Origin of the sequence: Paenibacillus solisilvae (assembly GCF_042656405.1) — a bacterium.
GTDB classification, from domain to species: Bacteria; Bacillota; Bacilli; order Paenibacillales; family Paenibacillaceae; genus Paenibacillus_Z; species Paenibacillus_Z solisilvae.
Window position 1 is genome coordinate 18,728 of sequence record NZ_JBHSOW010000018.1, and the last position, 18,768, is coordinate 37,495.

An 18,768-nucleotide genomic window follows, 5' to 3' on the forward strand; every position below is an offset into this window, starting at 1 on the left:
TTATTCTCCTTGCGACGGAAGGGAGAAAATCAATTTGTTAATGGAGGTAAGAGGAACCTTCAGCATTGACCCTGAATGAATTTAGATTTTACTTATTGGAAAAAACACACTGATGGATGGAGAGGATTAACAGTGCGTAAATTTATAATTTCTATAATTTCATTGGCCCTTTTACTTATGGGAGGGGTAAACGTTAGTGCAGCAGCAGCACCACCACAAACGATGTATAAAGTTTATGTTGATGGAGCATTAGCATCTTCAAACGCAATTATCAAAAACGGTTCTACGATCGTTCCATTTAAGAACGTTTTTTTAGCTATGGGATTCATGATACAGTATGACGCAAAAACAAGAACAGTCAGAGCAAAAAAAGCAGGCACAACGATTACGCTAACCGTTGGCGTTAAGAGAGGATTCCTTAATGGCAAGATGAAAACTCTACCTGTGGCTCCTGAAGCTATTAATAACACTACCTATATACCGCTTAGATTCGTTGGGGAATCGATGGGCTGCATTATTGAAGTTGATACTCCTGGTCATGCAATCTACATTGATTTACCAGTAGTAAGCGAAACAACTGCAGCACCTGAACCAACGCCTGTGCCAGCAGCAGAGCTGACACCTATACCAACAACAGAGCCTTTGCCTACTGCATCGAACAGTTCATCTACAGAATTGACGACAAAGCAAGTAACTGTGATTAATGACAAAAAGGTTGTCATGCTTGAAATGGTTGATTCGCAAGGGAGTGCAGTAAGTTTAGGTCAAGGTTTATTTTTGACGAATTATCATGTCATTGATGGTCAAACAAGCGGCAATGTTATTGAAACCAATGGCACTTCATATCTTATTGGCGGGGTTGCCGCATATAATGAATCCTTAGACTTAGCAATAGTTAAGGTTCAAAATTATACAAAAGCTTGGGAAGCCGTACAAATAGGAAATCCAGATGAATTAGAAAAAGGTGACAGGGTTGTTGCAATTGGGAGTCCCAGAGGCGTACAGAATACGGTATCCGAAGGTGTGGTCAGCAACTTCACTAAACAGGATGGAGTTAACTACATTCAAATCAGTGTCCCTATAGATCATGGAAGCTCTGGTGGAGGGCTGTTCAATATGAAAGGCGAGCTTGTTGGGATTACCAGCGCTGGAATTGATGATAGCAATGCGGATTTGAATTTTGCAATTTCGATTAAAGATGCTCAAGTTTTATTGGGTAAAATCAATGGCAGGATGTTCAATGATATTGCTGTAACACCTTTAGCTTCTTTGATTCCAACGCAGCCAGCGGTACAGCCAGTTACGCATCCTGCTCCTAGTGATTCAACGGAACAGACAAGAGTCATTGTTACACAGGCTTTAAATGAAACGGTTACTCAAATACCTACATCCGTGGTAAATCTTCAATTAGGCGAGTGGGAATCCTTCGTCACTAACGACGGAGTAATAGCCATTTTTAATCAAATGGGAACTTATGACTACAAAACTTATCTTGATTACTATCCTACCATTCAAAACCAAGTGTATTATTGGGCTAAAAGTATTGGCGATGCCATTTACTCGCATTTTCCAGATAAGAAGATATCAATGGGCATTTACTTCGAATTTACGTTCAACACCTATCCAAGTGCCTTTGATCCATCGGAGATTACGCCTGTTGCTGGTGGATATAAGGTTACTCACTTTTTTGCAGGGATTAATATTGACGGTGGAGTAGACGTTTTCGTAAGGCCATAATTAATGTCAGCAAGAGTAAGAGCCCTGTGAACATCCGTGGGCTCTTTTTTTGTGCACCCAACCCCCTTCTGCTCGGTTGTAGTTTAAGGAACTGTATTCCCGTGGCATTGCATCTCTCCAGACGCTAACGATTATCTCCTTATATTTTTCGAAGAATACTTTAGCTAAATGAACGTATGTTCGCTGACAATGAACTGTCATTTAGATATGCAATACTTAATTTAAAAGGATATTTAGGGGGAAGGTCATTTCGATGAACGTGCCGAATATCATGGTCATTAATTTAAGCGTTTATCTGGGTATTGGTCTCTTTTTGACATACCGCTTTATAACTAAGGAAATGGCTGAAATATTTGATGAAGAATTGGATCAGGAGGATGACAAGGAGCTTGTTCGGGTAAGAGATGAGTTATACGATGCTCTGCACAATTTAGATAAAATAGTGGGTCGAAGGGGCATTTACACCATCCTCTATATTGGTGGAATGTTATTCTGGCTGCCTATCTGGTTTTACGCACGCTTAAAATAGTTTTTTCTTCAATAAGACAAGCCAATTCCTCCTATTAGAACGTGGCACCAAGGATCCCAATTGAATTCTTTACGGAGGTGAAAACCGTATGAACGAACACATTTTTGTTGCAGTAACGGGAACCAATCACTATTTCGGCACAGATTTCATCAAAATCGGTTATCCTATTCGACTCGTGAAAGACCCGGATAATCGGCATGATCAAGAAGCGATTCGAGTTGAAATGACCCCGCTGGGCAAAATCGGATACGTGGCCAACAGTCCTCATACAGTTCCAAGAGGCTGCAAAAGCGCGGGACGTATTTACGATACATTTGAAGATATGATATATGGTATTGTTCGATTCATTGTGAAAGATACTGTAGTCGTTGAACTAACCGATCAGATTGACGATGTACTGTCTCCTCCAATAATTAATTCGACTGAATCAGAAAAAAACCGTAAACGTTATATCTTCTAATGTCCCTAAATGGTGAAACAGGATGGAGTAATCGACATTCAGTATCCGAAGCTGCTTGATGAGCAAATAGAGTTCCTTGGACTATCATAAGGGAGGCTAGAATATGCCAAAGAAGAGGATCTACACCGAACAGGTTACCGCGCAAATGACAAGAATAAATCATGGCGATAAAGTGATGCTGCTCCGTACACAAACCCAGATTAGGCTCAGCACGAGTGATCGACTGCTAGGGACTGTTATTATGACCAACCCGGGTTCGTATAAAATGCGGAATCACCCAGAATGGCAGACCTTTTCGACGGGAGAAGGAGATAGAGATGTTATCCAAGGCATAGGTCCACCTGACACAACCATGCAGAATTTGATTAAAGTCGTTCGGAAAGCATATGAACCTGAATATCCGAAAGGATATCTCTCCGTCTTTAATATTACAGCTCTAGTAGAACCGGATGGCGAGAAGATTGGCGGTTATCATCAAGAAGTGATGGATCATCTTCAGGCGCGAGATATTGATCGATCTGTCCTGTTTGAAAGGGAAGTATATGACCAGGAAGCGTTCCAACAGCAATGCGAAGCTTCATCATTTATAATGATAGGTTTCTTAAACGGGGTCTTCGCGGAAGAAGTTAATCGGATCAGGGACTGGTCTACACGATATGAACATAAGCTGGTGTATGCACTGGATCGGCGTAATCAATTGGTGCATCCTTTCTGCTGGAGATTAAACCCCGCTTACCGACAACAAGCAGTAGAACGCTTAAAAGAAGCGTTACTGGGCGGGTGTGAAAATCCAAAATAGCCATTCAAAGCTTCCTTGAGGGGAAGCTTTATTTATTCCTTTTCGCAAACGTACGTTCCATGACATCCGGTTGTCAGAATCATCCGTTAAGATAGGGGTAAATTTGGAAACGGCGATGGAGGAATCCCATGGTTTGTGATGGAATTCATACGATACAGCTGGATGCTGGGAATGTGGTCGAGCAGCTAGGTCTTAGCCACCCGGATGTTCTGAAGGTTTATTCAGAATTGGAGAGGCAGTATAGAGCGGAGGATGGCGAAGATAATGGGGACTAATCTTCTTGATTGGATTCAGAACAACATTCAAGATCGGCCGCTGCAAAAGAAGGTGCTGCTGGCGCGTTCATTTGCGCAAGGTCATCAATTGATAAAGAGGCTTACTCAATATGAACGACCGCTGGCCAACTTGGAAGTGCAAACCGTGGAATCGCTTGTCCTAGGACGAACTCAGTTCTCGTTATCTCTTGCAGCCATTAAGTATATCAACAGCAGTAGGACGCTCTGGATTGTTCATGCTCTTATGCATGAATTGTCTAAGGAAGCGGATGCCTATATCCCGTTAGAGCTAATTCAACCGGGAGTAGCAGCTCATATTCACCTTGCGATAACAGAGCTGCGAACGGCCATGGTCTCATCAGCTGATCTTCAGGTGGGGTTCTTCGTTGCGTCAGGTAAAGGCCGCTATCTCAAGCAGCTTCTTGGGTGTTATGAAAGTTTTCTAGCTCAATACCAACTTGTCGATTTTGCAGGTTTAATCGACTATATCAAACCTTCACAAGAGGATGTCTTTTACCTTGCCCTGCCAGAATCGCTGCCTAATCGTATATCACGAGAAATGCTGCAGAAGCTATCCGGCGAAATTTTAGTGGCGAGTGATAGCGGGGAGCCATTTTACTCGAAGCAATCCGGGTTTCCGCTTGAAAGTACCGAGATGTTTCATGCTTCAGGTTCCATATCGGAAGTCCGTGAGGTGCTAAGGAGGCTTCTGAAACATCGAACGCGGCTGGACCGAGTGGAAATCATTGCATCCGATTATGAGAAGTATGCGAGCATCTTCTATACCTTGGGAAAAGCTCATGGGATTCCGTGCACGTTTGCGGAGGGGCTGCAGCTGGAGACGACTGCGGTGGGACGCACCGCGTTGAGTTTTCTCAAATGGCTGGAGAATGACTTCCCCGTCGACCTCATGATCGGATTGCTTCGTGAGGGTTCCATCACCTTCAAGCGACACGGTGCTGAAGGGACCGGAAACGGATGGGCTAGGATACTTGAAAATTTGGGGATTGGCTGGGGACAATCACGCTATACAGCACTTTTGAAGCCTGAAACCACCGTTAATGATGAACAACAGCGAATCATAACCGGTCTAAGAGATGCATTTCAGCTTATCTGGAAACTTGTGCCCGAGCGTTCTTCCAGCGAGTGGTCGCCAAGCGGCGTTGTAAAAGCTGTCGCTTCTTTTTTAGAGCATTATGGGGTGGCTGACAGTCCGGAGGAGGCAATGATTTTACAGCAGATTTCACAAGAGGCGGAATCTATGAGGGACATACCTCCCGTTATAGTTTCCCGTGAGCTGGCAATCCGTTACGCCAGTGAAATGATTCAAGGCATTCGTACATTGGTTTCGACTTCTCCAGAGCCCGGAAAGCTTCATATATCCTCTCTTTCCAGCGGCGGATGGTCGGGAAGAGAAAACACCTTCTTAGTCGGCATGGATGAACGAAGCTGGTCATCCGGAAGCAGACAGGATCCTATCCTTTTGGATAAAGAGCGAGTGAGAATCAGCCATGCATTATCGACTTCGGCTGCTCGTCTTCAGCAAGTCCGTCATGACCGTGATGGCCGGCTTGGGATGATCCGGGGTAGTAGCGTAACACTCAGTTTCTCTTCCTATAACGCAGCGGAAAAAGAATCCGTCAGCCCCGCGTTTGAACTGCTTCGCGTGTTCCGGGCGCAATCTAATAAATTGGATGCGGACTATTCTGCACTCCGCGAAGCATTGGGGCAGCAAGTCGGGTATTGGAGCGGAGTCAATAATCAGCCGCTGGATCAAGCGGATCTATGGCATCGGGAATTGGCGGATGTGAACGGGGCTGCATGGAAGGATGGCCTAGCGGCCATTGAGAAATTGCAATCGAATCTGCTGGGAGGACGTCAAGCGGCACAAGCGCGCTATAGGCTGGATTTGAGCGAGTACGACGGATGGGTATCTGCCACTCAAGATTCTGAACCCATAGAGCATGCGCCGATCATTAGTGCAAGCCGCTTGGAGCATTACGCCAGGTGTCCGATGCGGTATTATTTCAGCTATGAGCTTGGCTTATGGCCAAAAGAACGAGCAGCATTCGACCGCTCCGTATGGCTTAGGCCCGATCAGAAGGGGAATCTGCTGCATCAGGTTTTTTATCGTTATATGCAGGGTACGGTACGGGACAGCGAGGGCCGTGTTGTTCATGACAGGGAGCAGCTTCACGAAGTGACAGAACAAACCATTGCAGAATATGCGCGGATGATTCCGTCACCGACTCCACATGTATTTGAGAAGGAGCTTCGAGAGCTTAGAGAGGACATTGAGGTTTTCTATCGAAGGGAGCTTGGCTGCAGGGACCGGCCGATCTTGTTCGAGCAGGAGCTTTCAATTGGCGGCGAACCTCTTCTCGTTTACCTGGAACAGGGCCTTCAAATCCGGATAAAAGGCTTCGTCGACCGTATCGACCAAGTGGGCCCTCATCTCTACCGAATTCTAGATTATAAAACAGGCAACCCGAATAAGTATCGGGATAACGAATATTTTAGCTCCGCCACTCAGCTGCAGCATGCGTTATATGCTGTGGCCGCGGAGGAGTGGATGCGGAAGACAGGCTTCGATGAAGAGGCTTCGGTTATAGAAGCGGCATACATCTTTCCGACGGTTAGAGGTCGTGGTGGGCAAGTGATTCGTCCACAAGATAGACGATCACGCCTAGCGCGTGTCGTAGGTCGTTTACTGGAATCCATGAAGAACGGCGTTTATGTTCCAACCAAAGATGCAAACGTATGTAAATGGTGTGACTATAGCAGCGTTTGCGGACATCATGCGGAATGGATGGAAACCAAACGAACCTGGGCGGCCAATCAGCAGACTCTTGGCGCACTGTTGGAGGTGGAGAGCGTTGATTAAGAGAATGGATGACGAGGCACGATCAAGAATTTTGTCCGATTTAAATACGACCCTCATGGTGGAAGCGGGTGCAGGTTCGGGCAAAACAACCAGCCTGGTCGGCCGTATGCTCTCTTTGGTTCGAACAGGAGCATCGTCGGTTCAAGCGATAGCTGCCATTACATTTACGAATAAAGCTTCTGAAGAGCTTTGGGAGCGATTCCGGCTTGCGCTTGAACGGGAGAGCAATCGTACGCATGGCGTGGAACAAGAAAGGCTGCAAGCGGCACTTCGACATATCGATCAGTGTTTTATCGGTACTATTCATTCCTTCTGCGGCATGCTGCTGCGTGAGCGTCCAATCGAAGCGGGGTTGGATCCGTTGTTCGTGGAGATCGATGAAGACGGGGAAAAGGCTTTTCAGTCTCAATGTTGGGATGACTATTTAGCGATGCTTCGGGAGAACGGATCGGAGACTGAACTCAACGAACTGCTGCGATTGGAGGTCGATATTGTAACCTTGCGCAGGGTGTATGAGCGAGTTTCCATCTTTTCTGACGTTCAAATTCCCACGGATCCTAGAGCGTTAAAGCCAGACATCGATCGCATCCGGTTGTCCTTGTTCCCACTTATGGAGGAAGCTTACCCGTTTATTCCATCGAACGAGCCCGAGAAGGGATGGGATACCCTGCAGAAGCTTCTTCGAGAAGTGAAGCGGCAGGAACAATATATAGATCATACGGATGAAATTGCCTTCCTTCGTCTTGCTAAACGCTTTAATCGAAAGCTTAAAGTTACACAAAAATATTGGCACGATAAGAAACAAGCGAAAGCATTTCTGGACCGATTTCATGAATGGCAGATTAAAGTGCTATTTCCTTTTCTGGAGGATTGGCAGGTGTATTTGTATCCCAAGCTTATCGGCTTCGTAGTTCCGATTGTCCGCTATTGCGAGCAGCGGCGAAGGTCAAGCGGGATGATCAGCTTTCAGGATTTACTGGAAAGAGCGACAGGATTGCTTCGGGAACACGGAGAGGTTCGAGCCTATTATGCGGAGAGATTCGAGCGGCTGCTCGTTGATGAGTTCCAGGATACAGATCCGATCCAGGCGGAGATGATGTTCTTATTGGCTGGAGGCGGGGCGGGAACGGATTCCATAGACTGGAGAAAATTGAATCCGCGTCCAGGATCTCTCTTTATCGTGGGAGATCCCAAACAATCGATCTACCGATTCCGACGAGCCGACATTTCCATTTATAACGAAGTGAAAGAAAGAGTGGCTGCTTGCGGGGATGTGCTCACGCTCTCCAGTAATTTTCGTTCCGTTCCATCCATCGGAGACTTTGTTAATTATCAGTTTATCAATCGTTTCCCTGCTATAGCTTCCGAGGAACAGGCGGCATTCGTTCGCATGGAGACTCAGATGGCTAACCCTGGGGACAAAGAGCACAAAGTCGATCATGGCATTAAAGCGATATCGTATCCCAAGCTGATTGGGGGCAAGCACCAGATAGCTGAAACCGACGCGAAGCGGATCGCCAGCTATATCGCATGGGCATGCAGCAAGGGGAACTTACAGATACAAGAGAAGGCTGAGGCAAATGGGGAATGGCTGCTGCGTGATGCAGTACCGGGTGATTTTCTTATTTTGTTAAAAACGAAAGAGTTCCTTCATCTCTATGCCGAGTATCTTGATCGTTACGGTATAGCAGCGGATACAAGCGGCAGTGCCGTTCTATATGAAGAAATGCTCGCTGTGGCCGAGCTGGCCAAACTGTTGAACGATTCCACGGACCATGCCGCGCTGCTGGCCGTGCTTAGAGGAATGCTGTTCGGGATTAGCGACCGTGCACTGATGGCTTATAAACGGGAAGGGCACAGCTTCTCTTATTATCTTGGCCCTACGGTGGCAGATTGCTCGGAAACTTCACGACCGATTGCGGAGGCTTTAGCACAACTTAGACTTTATTCGGATTGGGTGAGGCGATTACCGGCGTTGGCAGCGCTGATGCGGATTATAGAGGATTGCGGACTTCTTTCTTATATCGCTGTTCAGGAAGCAGGCGCTATCCGGGCCGGATCGATGATTAAGCTTCTTCATATCCTCCAAGGCGAACCGGAAGCGGTGAGCAGTTGGCCGGCATTAACCATGTTCTTGAGCCAAGCCACTCAAGGGAGAGGGCTTGAATCGATGAGTTTATACGCCGGAGGCAGCGGAGCGGTTCGTATTATGAACCTGCATAAGGCTAAAGGCTTAGAAGCACCGGTAGTCTTTCTTGCCTGTCCATGTGGGGAGTCGGATCACGATGCCGATCAATTCATCGACAGGGGAAAGGTGCCGGGAGAGGGATATTTCACGATTACACGGAAGTTGTATGAGCATGTCGATGAAGTCATCGCACAGCCGCCGGGATGGACGGACATGAGCGAGAAAGAGCGGCTGTTTATGAATGCAGAGAAAGACCGTCTTCTGTATGTTGCGGCTACAAGAGCCAAACAACTGCTGGTAGTGAGTCTTTATCCTGAGCAGCCTGCCAAATGTCCTTGGAGCTCGCTAATGGAAGGTATGGAGCATGTTCCGGAGCTAAGCGTACTTGAGCAGAAACCTACGCCAAGACAGGCGTATACAGGCGAACCAAGACTTCATGAGTTTCATATGGAGCTATCCAGTCAGCTAGAAGAAGTAAGCAGAGCGTCCTACAAACAAGTCTCTGTGACTGAGCTAACTAAGAGTGTAGGCGATGCCCCTGAATGGTCGTCTAAAGGCCGTGGGCAGGCGTTCGGCAGCGTCGTGCATAGGTGCTTGGAGGCGCTCGGAATTGGGCGAATTGAACTGCCGGAGCTTACAGCCTATGTGCAGTTCTTAGCTGGACAGGAGGAATTAGCATCGGAATTTGTGCCGGCAGCTGCAGAGACGGTACTTAACGTTCTGGGGAGTGAGCTGTGGCAGAGAAGCTTGCGGGCCAAGAGACGGCTGCATGAAGTATCTCTCTATCTGACGAAGCGAACTGATGGAATAGATGATACGAATGATGCTCATTCCGTTCTTGGGAACACTGAGGTTGCGGCCGCCGGGGATCTCACTTTGGAGAGTGTTTACGTGAAAGGCGTAATTGACTTTCTGTTTGAAGAAGAGGACGGCTGGGTCATTGTTGACTTTAAGACAGACGTATTTGAACTGGAAAAGGAAGCGGATTTTGTGCGATTCTATAAACCTCAAGTGCAGGTGTATGCGAACGAGTGGAGCCGCTCATTTGGTTACACGGTGAAGGAAACGGGTTTATTTTTTACGCAGCATCAGAAATATGTGAAGCTATAAGATGGATGGGATTTAAAGCAAGAACAAACAATACAATTTACGCGAAAGTTACCCAGTACCGCAGCGGCGCAGCGGTACTGGGTTTGTTGTGTTCTTTTGTTGTTCTGCTGCATCGAGTCAAATAACGGAGTTATATTATCTGGAGCCTTTGGAGCAAGGAACAAACGTTTGGTGACATTCTCATGTCAAAGCGCTTTGATATGCTGACCCTACAAATGTGAAGGGGTGGTTAATGATGGCGGAAACGGTTACGATCGCTCATCGTTGGAGTCGGCGTTATTTTCCTAGTGGAGGAGCGGAAAAGGTATACCTGCTGGTGGAGGTAAGGGGAACAGCAGATATCAGGTCGGATCGAGCTCCTGTTAATATCGGACTCGTGCTGGATCGGAGCGGGTCCATGTCCGGGAAGCCTTTGGACTACAGTCGGAAAGCATGCCAGTATGTTACCGAACAAATGGGACAGAATGACCTGCTCAGCATGGTGGTGTTTGATGATGAGATAGAGACGGTTTTTGCGCCCGAGAAGGTTACGCATAAAGATTTGATGAAGCATAAGATCGCGGCAATTGAAGCCGGTGGGACCACGAACTTGAGCGGCGGGCTGGTTCAAGGGGCACAGCTTGTAGTGAGTTCTATACAGGAAGGAATGGTTAATCGTGTGCTTCTCTTGTCGGACGGTCATGCCAATGAGGGCATCACAAACAGGGGGAAGCTCGCGCGAATCGCTAAAGAATACCGGAGCATGGGGGTAGGCATCTCTACGCTTGGCGTTGGCAGCGGGTTTGACGAAGAGCTGATGGAAGCGATCGCGGAGGGCGGAGGCGGAAATTTCTATTATATCGAGAAGCCAGTCGATATCCCGGATATTTTCGCGAAGGAGCTCCAAGGGGTTTTGTCCGTTCTGGCGCAAAACATGCGAATGAGGCTAACGCCCTCGGAATCGGTAGCTATAACGAATCTATTCGGTTACCAGCCGACCGTCATGGACGGGAGCCGATCATTCAATCTTGGCGATATTTACGATCAGGAAGTGAAATCAATCTTGATCGAATTGACCATCAATCCGCTTACAGTCGGCATTCATCATATTCTTCAGCTTGAATTGGACTATGTGGATGTGACAGACGGCATTAAACCGTATTCGGTGGTAATGGCACTCTCTGCAGAGTTTACGAATCATCTGGAACTTCTGGATTTGCCGATGGACGCTGTTGTTGAGAAGCAGGTGAAGATCACAGAGACTGCTCTTGCAATCGAGAAAGCGATAGAAGCCTTCGATAATGGCAGCACAGACGCGGGAAAGATGATGCTTCGGGCACAAGCGGATGAGTTACTGAGGATGGCTGTCGTGACGGATGACGCACAGCTCAGGGCAGAGTCGCTAATGCTGTATGAGCGGCTTGAAAGCTTCGGGCAGGATTCGATTACACCGCAGGATCGTAAAGCCTTGCACAGTCAGAAATACAGGACGATGAAGAGGAAGAATAATTGAGTTTTTATTCACGGAACGGTAACTTTTTCATTTTCATCCAGTCGCAGGAAATAGTCTCCCAGACCTAGAAAGAGTAAGTAAGGACTACAAACTGCGGGGTGCTGATATGACGGAGAGATTAATTCGATTATTGCGCATTATTATGCTCATTCAAGGGAAGCCGGGCATTATCGGCCGGGAGCTTGCAGAACGCTGCGAGACGACGGAGAGGACCATATACCGGGACTTAGAGCTGTTAAGCTCATTTGTCCCTTTCACAAATTTGGGGCATGGGAAGGGGTACTCGTTCGTCGGGAGCTTCTCCATGTATCCGCTTAATTTCACCGAGCAGGAGGCGCTTGTGTTCTCGATGCTGCCTTCTGTAATCGATCAGGTGAAGCCACTGCTGCCGCCTGGTTTTGACTCTGCTTACGAGAAAATCATGGCGACCTATCACAAGGAGAAAGCTCGTCATACTGATGTTGTCCAGCAGGTGGCGGACATCATTCAGATGGGAACACCGGTAGGCCGTGATCAAGGGCCGAATTATCTATTTCCGATTATTCAAGCTATATTGTCGCAAACATCGCTTAAGGCCGTCTATCATTCGCAAGGTCGGAATAAGCAATCGGAGCGTATCATTGATCCATACTTTCTGGTGCCAAGAGAGCGGCGGTATTACTTGATTGGATATTGTCATCAAGCTGGGGATATTCGTACATTTCGGGTTAGCCGCTTTCTTAGCATTGACCAATCGGAACAACACTTCGATAGAGGGAATTTCAATATTCGCCAGTATATGAAGAACACTTTCTCTATTGAACGGGGACATGAACAGATCCGATTCAAAGTGCGATTTTCTTCAGTTGTGGCGAGATATATCCAAGAGGAAGAATGGTTTGTCGAGCCGCGCATGAAGCCGCAGCCGGACGGCAGCTTGCTGTTCGAGGTGACCCTTAACGATGATCGTGAATTTCTTATGTGGGTGAGCTCGTATGGGCCAGAAGCGGAAATTCTGGAGCCGCTTAAGTATCGTGATGAGATGCGGGAGAAGCTGGTGCGTTGGCGGGGGATGTATGGAACAGCAGAACACATGTGAGGGAGGGCATTATTTAATTTTATATTAGATGAATGCATTGAATCTAACATTTTTCCAGATCTATAAATAATAAGTGAATGAAAGGGCTACAATTATGAACGAACTGCAACTACACGATATTTTAATTTCGAACTCAGATATAATTGAAGAAGGACTTACATTTCTCTCAAGAGAAGTACCAATTGGCTCTTATCGATGTGATTTACTCTATCTTGATCGGAACAACAAAAAGTTGTATGTGGAAGTAAAATTAAAAGTTGAGGATAAAGCAGTGGGTCAGTTACTTAGATATGATGGTTTAGTAAATGATTCAGAAGCACGGTTCATGTTAGCGGGATTAACATTTGTTCATGGCTTGAAAGAAGGACTTGGGAAGCATGGTTATGAATATAAGGAAATTGAATTATTAAATAGAGACTCGAAAATCACTAATAAATCAGTGATTATCAAACCCATACTCACAAAAGGAGAGTCCAAATACTGCACGCCAGAAGACGTGATAGTGTCATTTGAAAATTTAATATTACAGTCGGTAGTGAGGGTGATCTTTGACTATGTATCTGAAATTAAAGACACTTACTACTACATTTCAGACGGAATAATGTTTAAGCGATCAGGTAGAAGATATAAATTTCTATCTATTTCTACCGTACGTAATCGGTTATTGTTTCACGTACCTGTGAATAGGCGAGATGAGATTTATGATCAGTTCAAATCTAATATCAGTATATACTTGCCTATCGATTATAGAGATAAGAATCAAATCGATATTCAATTAACGAATATTCATTCGTTAGATGATCTGATTCCATTAGTACGACTAGCTTACGAAGAAAGGGAATAAAGAAAGCAATAATAGGTATGCAGTCTTAGAAGATAGAATAAATTTCACTAGTGTTTACGGGTGGAGAGAAATGGATACTGCCGTGTTGCTCGTTCATGATCTCCGAGGAGGATAGGATATGGATATTCGAATGTTAATATCTAATTTATCTCAAAAGCGACCAGTTTTCCACAATGAAGCGGATTTTCAACATGCCCTGGCTTGGGAAATTCGTGAATGGTATCCAAATTCTAAAATTCGTTTAGAGATGAAAGTACATGGCGCCAATACTAAAACATACCTGGATATTTGGGTCCAACATGCAGATTGTAAATATGCAATTGAATTAAAGTACAAGACACGATCTTTTAATTGCAACATAGAAGATGAGCACTTCTCATTAAATAATCACGGGGCACATGACATCGGCCGATATGATGTGTTGAAGGATCTGCAACGTTTAGAACAAATGGTTACAGCTGGAGTTGTTGATCAAGGTTTTCTGATATTTATCACTAATGACCCAGCTTACTATTCAGAACAGCGGCAAGGTCAGCAAACAGTGGACCGGGATTTTCGACTCCACGAAGGCAGAAGTATTGAGGGACATCTCTCATGGAGCGAGAATACAGGGATAGGCACAATGCGAGGACGAGAGGAACCGATATCGCTACAAGGGCATTACAAAATAAAGTGGGATTCATATACTCGAGTTGATTTGAGGCCAGGTGAATTTAATTATCTTCTCCTTCCAGTGGATAACTTTTCTAAGGACGAAAAGCATTCTCAACATAATTCTGAATCATTCATAACTCCAGCAGCAAATACCGATATGGCAGTAAAGTTAGAATCTTCGGAAACTGAAGAGCTTGGAGATTGGTTTCAATCATTCGCCATGAAAAAAGATATTCCCATATCACAGATGGACCTAAGAGATAGAATTGTAAGCCATTTGCGGCAAGTCGGCTATATTACAAAAACGAATCGCGAACTAGGGACAGAGAAGATCGACATCTGGGCGGAGAAGGGAAGTAAAACGATTATTATAGAGGTTCGATACAAGACAGCACTTCTCCAAACGGTATACCTAGGGAAGCAGGTTGATTTAAAGAATCAAGCGGCACAGGACGTTTCGAGATACGATTTTCTTAAAGATTTGGAGAAAGTCGAGCGAGTCGTTTCAAGTAGACCTAGCGTGAAAGGGTATGCTTTGCTTATTACGAATGATCACCTATATTGGCAGCATCCAAAGAAAACCAACTCGGTGGACGGGGATTTCCATATATACAATGGCCGTAAGGTTACAGGCATATGCTCTTGGAAAGAAGGAGCATCCAATGGTACAACTTCGGGGCGTGAAGCAGCAATTCATCTTACCGATCACTATCAATTAAAGTGGCAGTTATACCTAGAGCTTGGTATGAAGAAAAACGAACAATTTCAGGCGCTACTTGTAGAGGTGAATGGTGATAACTCGTAGTTGAGTTAATATTAGAAAAAGGTATAGGAGAATGATCGTTATGACAATAGAGGAAATGTTACAAAAGGCTCATGTATTTATCACGGATGAGAATGACTTAAAGAGCAGTGAAGCGGAACGAGTATCCTTCATGCAGCGTTTTCCGAAAGAATCGTTGAAAGAGATGACGGTTGAGCAATATGCCGATACCAAAACGAAAGACTGTTTCATTTACTGGTTAGAACAGAAGAACATGTTTGGTGGGATTGGTGGTGGGAATGCATCAAAGTTTGGAATATTCCGTTCTGCTAATGGAGATTACAGTCGAGGATTCGGCAAAAATCGTGTTAAGTTGTTTGATGAAGCTCTACAAGAGGAGTTTCAAAAGCTCAAAGAAGGTTATCTAAAAGCGCTGCATTTAGCAGACGAAGATCGCTACGATGAAATTCAACAACTTAAATTGCCTATCTTTAACACTGTGCTGTTGAAAGTATTGCACATTTATAATCCAGAAAAGTTTCTTAACGTATTCTCAGCCCCAATTCTAAAGAAACTAGGTGAATCTCTTAAGGTTGATCCTATCTTGTTTGAACTGAATCGTCTTGTTGAACTCAATCATGAGGTGCTGAAAGCGCTAAAGAATCAGGAAGGGCTCTCGGATTGGTCGACCAGTAAGTTGGGACGCTTTGTATGGGATACATATTCTAGTACGGATTCAACTGATAAATTAGACGTCGGCTGCAATTATTGGCTGATAGGTCATACATACGAAACGATCGGATCACAGAAGGATTATTTTATTCAAAATAAATGTGTGGGGACTAATTTTCTAAGTGAGGAGGATTTATCCGCATTCCTTTGGGATGATAATTTAATGGATATCATTGAAGCAAAGGAGCCGGAGCAGAAGGGGAGACAAGCACTTAAAGGATTCTTTCAAATCAAAACCGGAGATTATATTGCCCTTAAATCCACGTTTACACGCAAGGATGGAGGAGTAACGAAATCTGTTCTAAAGATCAGTGCAATCGGTCGTGCAACAGCGGATGCCGTTGATGGTTATAAGTTCGATTCGCAGAGGGGTCATCTACTTCCGGTAGAGTGGATTGACCTGAAAGAGAAGGAATTTATAGGGTATGGAGGTTATCGTAAAACAATTGCGAAAACGGACAACCGCAAAACGATTAACTATGTGTTTCTAGGCAAACCATTTCCTCTTCAAGAATTAAGACCATTATTACAAATTGAAGTGAAAACAACGCGTAATCTAATTCTTTATGGGCCACCAGGAACAGGGAAGACATACGAAGTTTCCCGTAAAGCACTTGAGTTAACGACGAATACACAGATATACGAAGAGATCTGCAACCAAGGGAGGGAAGCGATTCAGAATGAATATACACGTCTCGTTCGAACTGGAAATGTGAGATTTGTGACTTTCCACCAATCCTATTCGTATGAAGATTTTATTGAGGGACTTCGCTCGGATGGCAAAGGTAACTTTGTACCAGAGGATGGACTATTCAAACGGGCAGCAATGGAAGCTTTGTATGCTGGATTGAATAATAACGTTCGCGAGCTTTCTGATGAAGTTCATTTCGAACGAACTTATGATTATTTGGTTGGAAGAGGGAAAGAATTGCAAATTCAATTCACTTCCAAAACAGGAGCTACAAGTTATATCTCGAATGTTTCTCCGGTGGGTAATCTGATAGTTATGAATGAAGGGGCTCAAACTGAAAGTACCATATCCAAAGACCGACTTCTTCGGATATTCAGGTATGTGAACGAACATCAAGTGCAGTGGCAGGATGATGTTCATTTCATCAACAAAGCTATTGGCGGTAGTAATGAAACCCGTTATTGGTCTGTATTTAAATGGATTATGGACAATTTGAACGAGGAACGGGATCCGATTGTTTCCGACGATCCAGCTATGAAACAATCGTATCAGGAGAAGAAGGATATTGTACTAAAAGCGTTAGAACAAGGGGAGTCATTTGATTTTTCTAATGCAGATTCTTACGTCCTCATCGTCGATGAGATTAACCGCGGTAATATATCCAAAATCTTCGGAGAGATGTTGACGCTTATTGAGGAGGACAAGAGGCTGACTAAGAGGAATCAACTTATTGTTGAACTTCCGTACACGAAAGAGCGATTCACATTACCGCCGAATCTTCATCTTATCGGAACGATGAATACAGCGGATCGTTCGATAGCTTTAATGGATACAGCGTTACGCAGACGCTTTCTCTTCGAGGAGATTATGCCAAACCCGGAACTCCTAGATACCGTTGGAAGCCTTGATCTAGAAGAACTGCTTACGGTCATTAACAAGCGGATTGAGGTGTTGTATGACCGGAATCATACGATAGGTCACGCCTATCTTATGAATGCAAATACGGAAGAATCAGTCATTGAAGTTGTTCAGCATAAGATCATCCCTCTGCTTCAAGAGTATTTCTATGATGATTGGGAGAAGATTGGAATGATCTTGGGTGGTATTGGAAAGAGCAAAGACGATCCCTTTATTATCTATGAGGAACATTTCGATTATTCGCAGCTGTTCAAGCACAACGCCTCTTATCCAACAAGAAAGCAATATCGAGTGAAAAGCAAAATAACAAGCCAAGAGATCGCTGCTATTTATGAAATCTAATTTCATTACAGTAAGAGAAGCGTATGACTGGATATCGGCGGATGCTCTTCCTCAGGGCTACTATAAAAAGCTATGTAACTATATACATGAAAAATACCCGCACGACGGTGTGGTAGAGTATGGTGCCTCTGATAGACTTCGGTTCATCAACTTTGTCGGGATTATCTGTCTGGATGAATGGACAATAGAAATTTTGCCGAAAATTTCAGTTTCCATTAATGATGATCGGAAAGCACTTATTTCCATGCTCCATCATGCCCGATATATAAACGTTCCTTTCTACGAGCAGGTATCAAATGGTTGGGGATACGATCATTTGTTAGATGCATTGTTGGCCGCTTATGTGCATCGTCTTCAAGAGGAACTGCAACGAGGGGTATTCAAGAATTATATGGAGCAGGTCGAGAATAGATCAGTGTTGCGCGGGAAGATTCTAGTTACAGAGCATTTACGGAAGAATGCATACGCACCGACCAGAGTGATGTGCCAATTTGATGAGCATTCCGTAGACAATCGGTTAAATAGGATCCTTAAATACGCGCTTCGGGTGGCACAGAGACGGATCGCATATCGGATGCATCTACAAATTGAACGATGCATTGGGTTGTTGGATGAAGTAGAAGATGTAGTTATTGCTAAAGAAGTATTAAACGAGTTGGAATGGAACCGGCAGAATGAAAGGTTTCAGGATGTTGCGCTGTTTGCGAAGCTAATCATCGAAAAGGCATCTATTCACCATGTCGGAGATAATCACATTTCTTTTTCTTTTCTGTTCGAAATGAATAAACTCTTTGAAGCGTATGTTGGGGAGGCTCTAACGGAGGTTCTGGGGGCTGGGCGAGTACGTAGTCAAGATACTGAGAAGAAATTATTGCTTAATAAAAATACAAATCGTATGAACATTCAGTTGAAGCCAGACTTTGTTACATCGGATGGAATCATTCTAGATACGAAATGGAAGAGTGCAGTTTGGAATGGGCGTTATGCTTACCAACAATCGGATCTGTATCAAATGTATGCATATGTAACAGCTTATAAAGAGGTAATACGATGCGTACTGGTATATCCTTATCAAGAAGAGGTCGTTGCACCTGTTTGGAATGTCATTGATACGGAGAAAACAATTGAGATGGTATTTGTAAGATTGGGGAGTTACTCGGCCACAAAGCAGGATTTAAAGGAAATTTTAGGTGTTCATTAATATGTATCTTAACTGAATAATTGGGTTGGCTTGATGAAATCAGGGGTACTTCAATTAATAGTTGATAATGA

The 18,768-nt window shown here is 44.7% G+C and carries 13 protein-coding genes; all 13 read left to right on the forward strand.

Features of this window, described 5'->3' with window-relative positions; translation table 11 throughout:
* Nucleotides 1–75 precede the first annotated feature (75 nt).
* The 13 genes from ACFPYJ_RS05550 to ACFPYJ_RS05610 all read left to right on the forward strand — a co-directional run bounded on the left by ACFPYJ_RS05550 (nucleotide 76) and on the right by ACFPYJ_RS05610 (nucleotide 18,697).
* Nucleotides 76–1,737: a trypsin-like peptidase domain-containing protein gene (locus tag ACFPYJ_RS05550; RefSeq protein ID WP_379187065.1), complete on the forward strand. Its 1,662-nt coding sequence runs from the start codon at nucleotides 76–78 to the stop codon at nucleotides 1,735–1,737.
* Nucleotides 1,738–1,990: 253 nt separating this feature from the next.
* Nucleotides 1,991–2,266 (forward strand): hypothetical protein, encoded by a 276-nt coding sequence (locus tag ACFPYJ_RS05555; protein WP_379187066.1) that lies wholly within the window; start codon nucleotides 1,991–1,993, stop codon nucleotides 2,264–2,266.
* 88 nt (nucleotides 2,267–2,354) lie between these two features.
* Nucleotides 2,355–2,726, forward strand: a complete 372-nt coding sequence (locus ACFPYJ_RS05560; protein WP_379187067.1) for an HIRAN domain-containing protein — start codon at nucleotides 2,355–2,357, stop codon at nucleotides 2,724–2,726.
* Between the two features lie 103 nt (nucleotides 2,727–2,829).
* Nucleotides 2,830–3,525, forward strand: coding sequence for a hypothetical protein (locus ACFPYJ_RS05565; protein WP_379187068.1), 696 nt, complete (start codon nucleotides 2,830–2,832; stop codon nucleotides 3,523–3,525).
* A gap of 128 nt (nucleotides 3,526–3,653) precedes the next feature.
* Entirely contained in the window at nucleotides 3,654–3,800 is a 147-nt protein-coding gene (locus tag ACFPYJ_RS05570) for a hypothetical protein (RefSeq protein ID WP_379187069.1), read from the forward strand.
* The gene (locus tag ACFPYJ_RS05575) at nucleotides 3,790–6,684 is read left to right on the forward strand and encodes a PD-(D/E)XK nuclease family protein (RefSeq protein ID WP_379187070.1); all 2,895 of its coding nucleotides are present in this window, start codon (nucleotides 3,790–3,792) and stop codon (nucleotides 6,682–6,684) included. The genes ACFPYJ_RS05570 and ACFPYJ_RS05575 overlap by 11 nt, the downstream gene beginning before the upstream one ends.
* Entirely contained in the window at nucleotides 6,677–9,982 is a 3,306-nt protein-coding gene (locus tag ACFPYJ_RS05580; protein WP_379187071.1) for a UvrD-helicase domain-containing protein, read from the forward strand. Before ACFPYJ_RS05575 ends, ACFPYJ_RS05580 begins: the two co-directional genes overlap by 8 nt.
* A gap of 235 nt (nucleotides 9,983–10,217) precedes the next feature.
* Nucleotides 10,218–11,474 (forward strand): vWA domain-containing protein, encoded by a 1,257-nt coding sequence (locus ACFPYJ_RS05585; protein WP_379187072.1) that lies wholly within the window; start codon nucleotides 10,218–10,220, stop codon nucleotides 11,472–11,474.
* Nucleotides 11,475–11,580: 106 nt separating this feature from the next.
* Nucleotides 11,581–12,552: a helix-turn-helix transcriptional regulator gene (locus tag ACFPYJ_RS05590; RefSeq protein WP_379187073.1), complete on the forward strand. Its 972-nt coding sequence runs from the start codon at nucleotides 11,581–11,583 to the stop codon at nucleotides 12,550–12,552.
* Between the two features lie 94 nt (nucleotides 12,553–12,646).
* On the forward strand, nucleotides 12,647–13,396 hold the full coding sequence (locus ACFPYJ_RS05595) for an endonuclease NucS domain-containing protein (protein ID WP_379187074.1): 750 nt from the start codon (nucleotides 12,647–12,649) through the stop codon (nucleotides 13,394–13,396).
* 118 nt (nucleotides 13,397–13,514) lie between these two features.
* Entirely contained in the window at nucleotides 13,515–14,855 is a 1,341-nt protein-coding gene (locus ACFPYJ_RS05600) for a hypothetical protein (protein WP_379187075.1), read from the forward strand.
* A 40-nt stretch (nucleotides 14,856–14,895) separates the two neighbouring features.
* Nucleotides 14,896–17,496: an McrB family protein gene (locus ACFPYJ_RS05605; protein WP_379187076.1), complete on the forward strand. Its 2,601-nt coding sequence runs from the start codon at nucleotides 14,896–14,898 to the stop codon at nucleotides 17,494–17,496.
* Nucleotides 17,486–18,697 carry an McrC family protein gene (locus ACFPYJ_RS05610; RefSeq protein ID WP_379187077.1) on the forward strand — a complete coding sequence of 404 codons (1,212 nt, stop codon included), beginning with the start codon at nucleotides 17,486–17,488 and terminating at the stop codon, nucleotides 18,695–18,697. The genes ACFPYJ_RS05605 and ACFPYJ_RS05610 overlap by 11 nt, the downstream gene beginning before the upstream one ends.
* The last annotated feature ends 71 nt before the right edge of the window (nucleotides 18,698–18,768 follow it).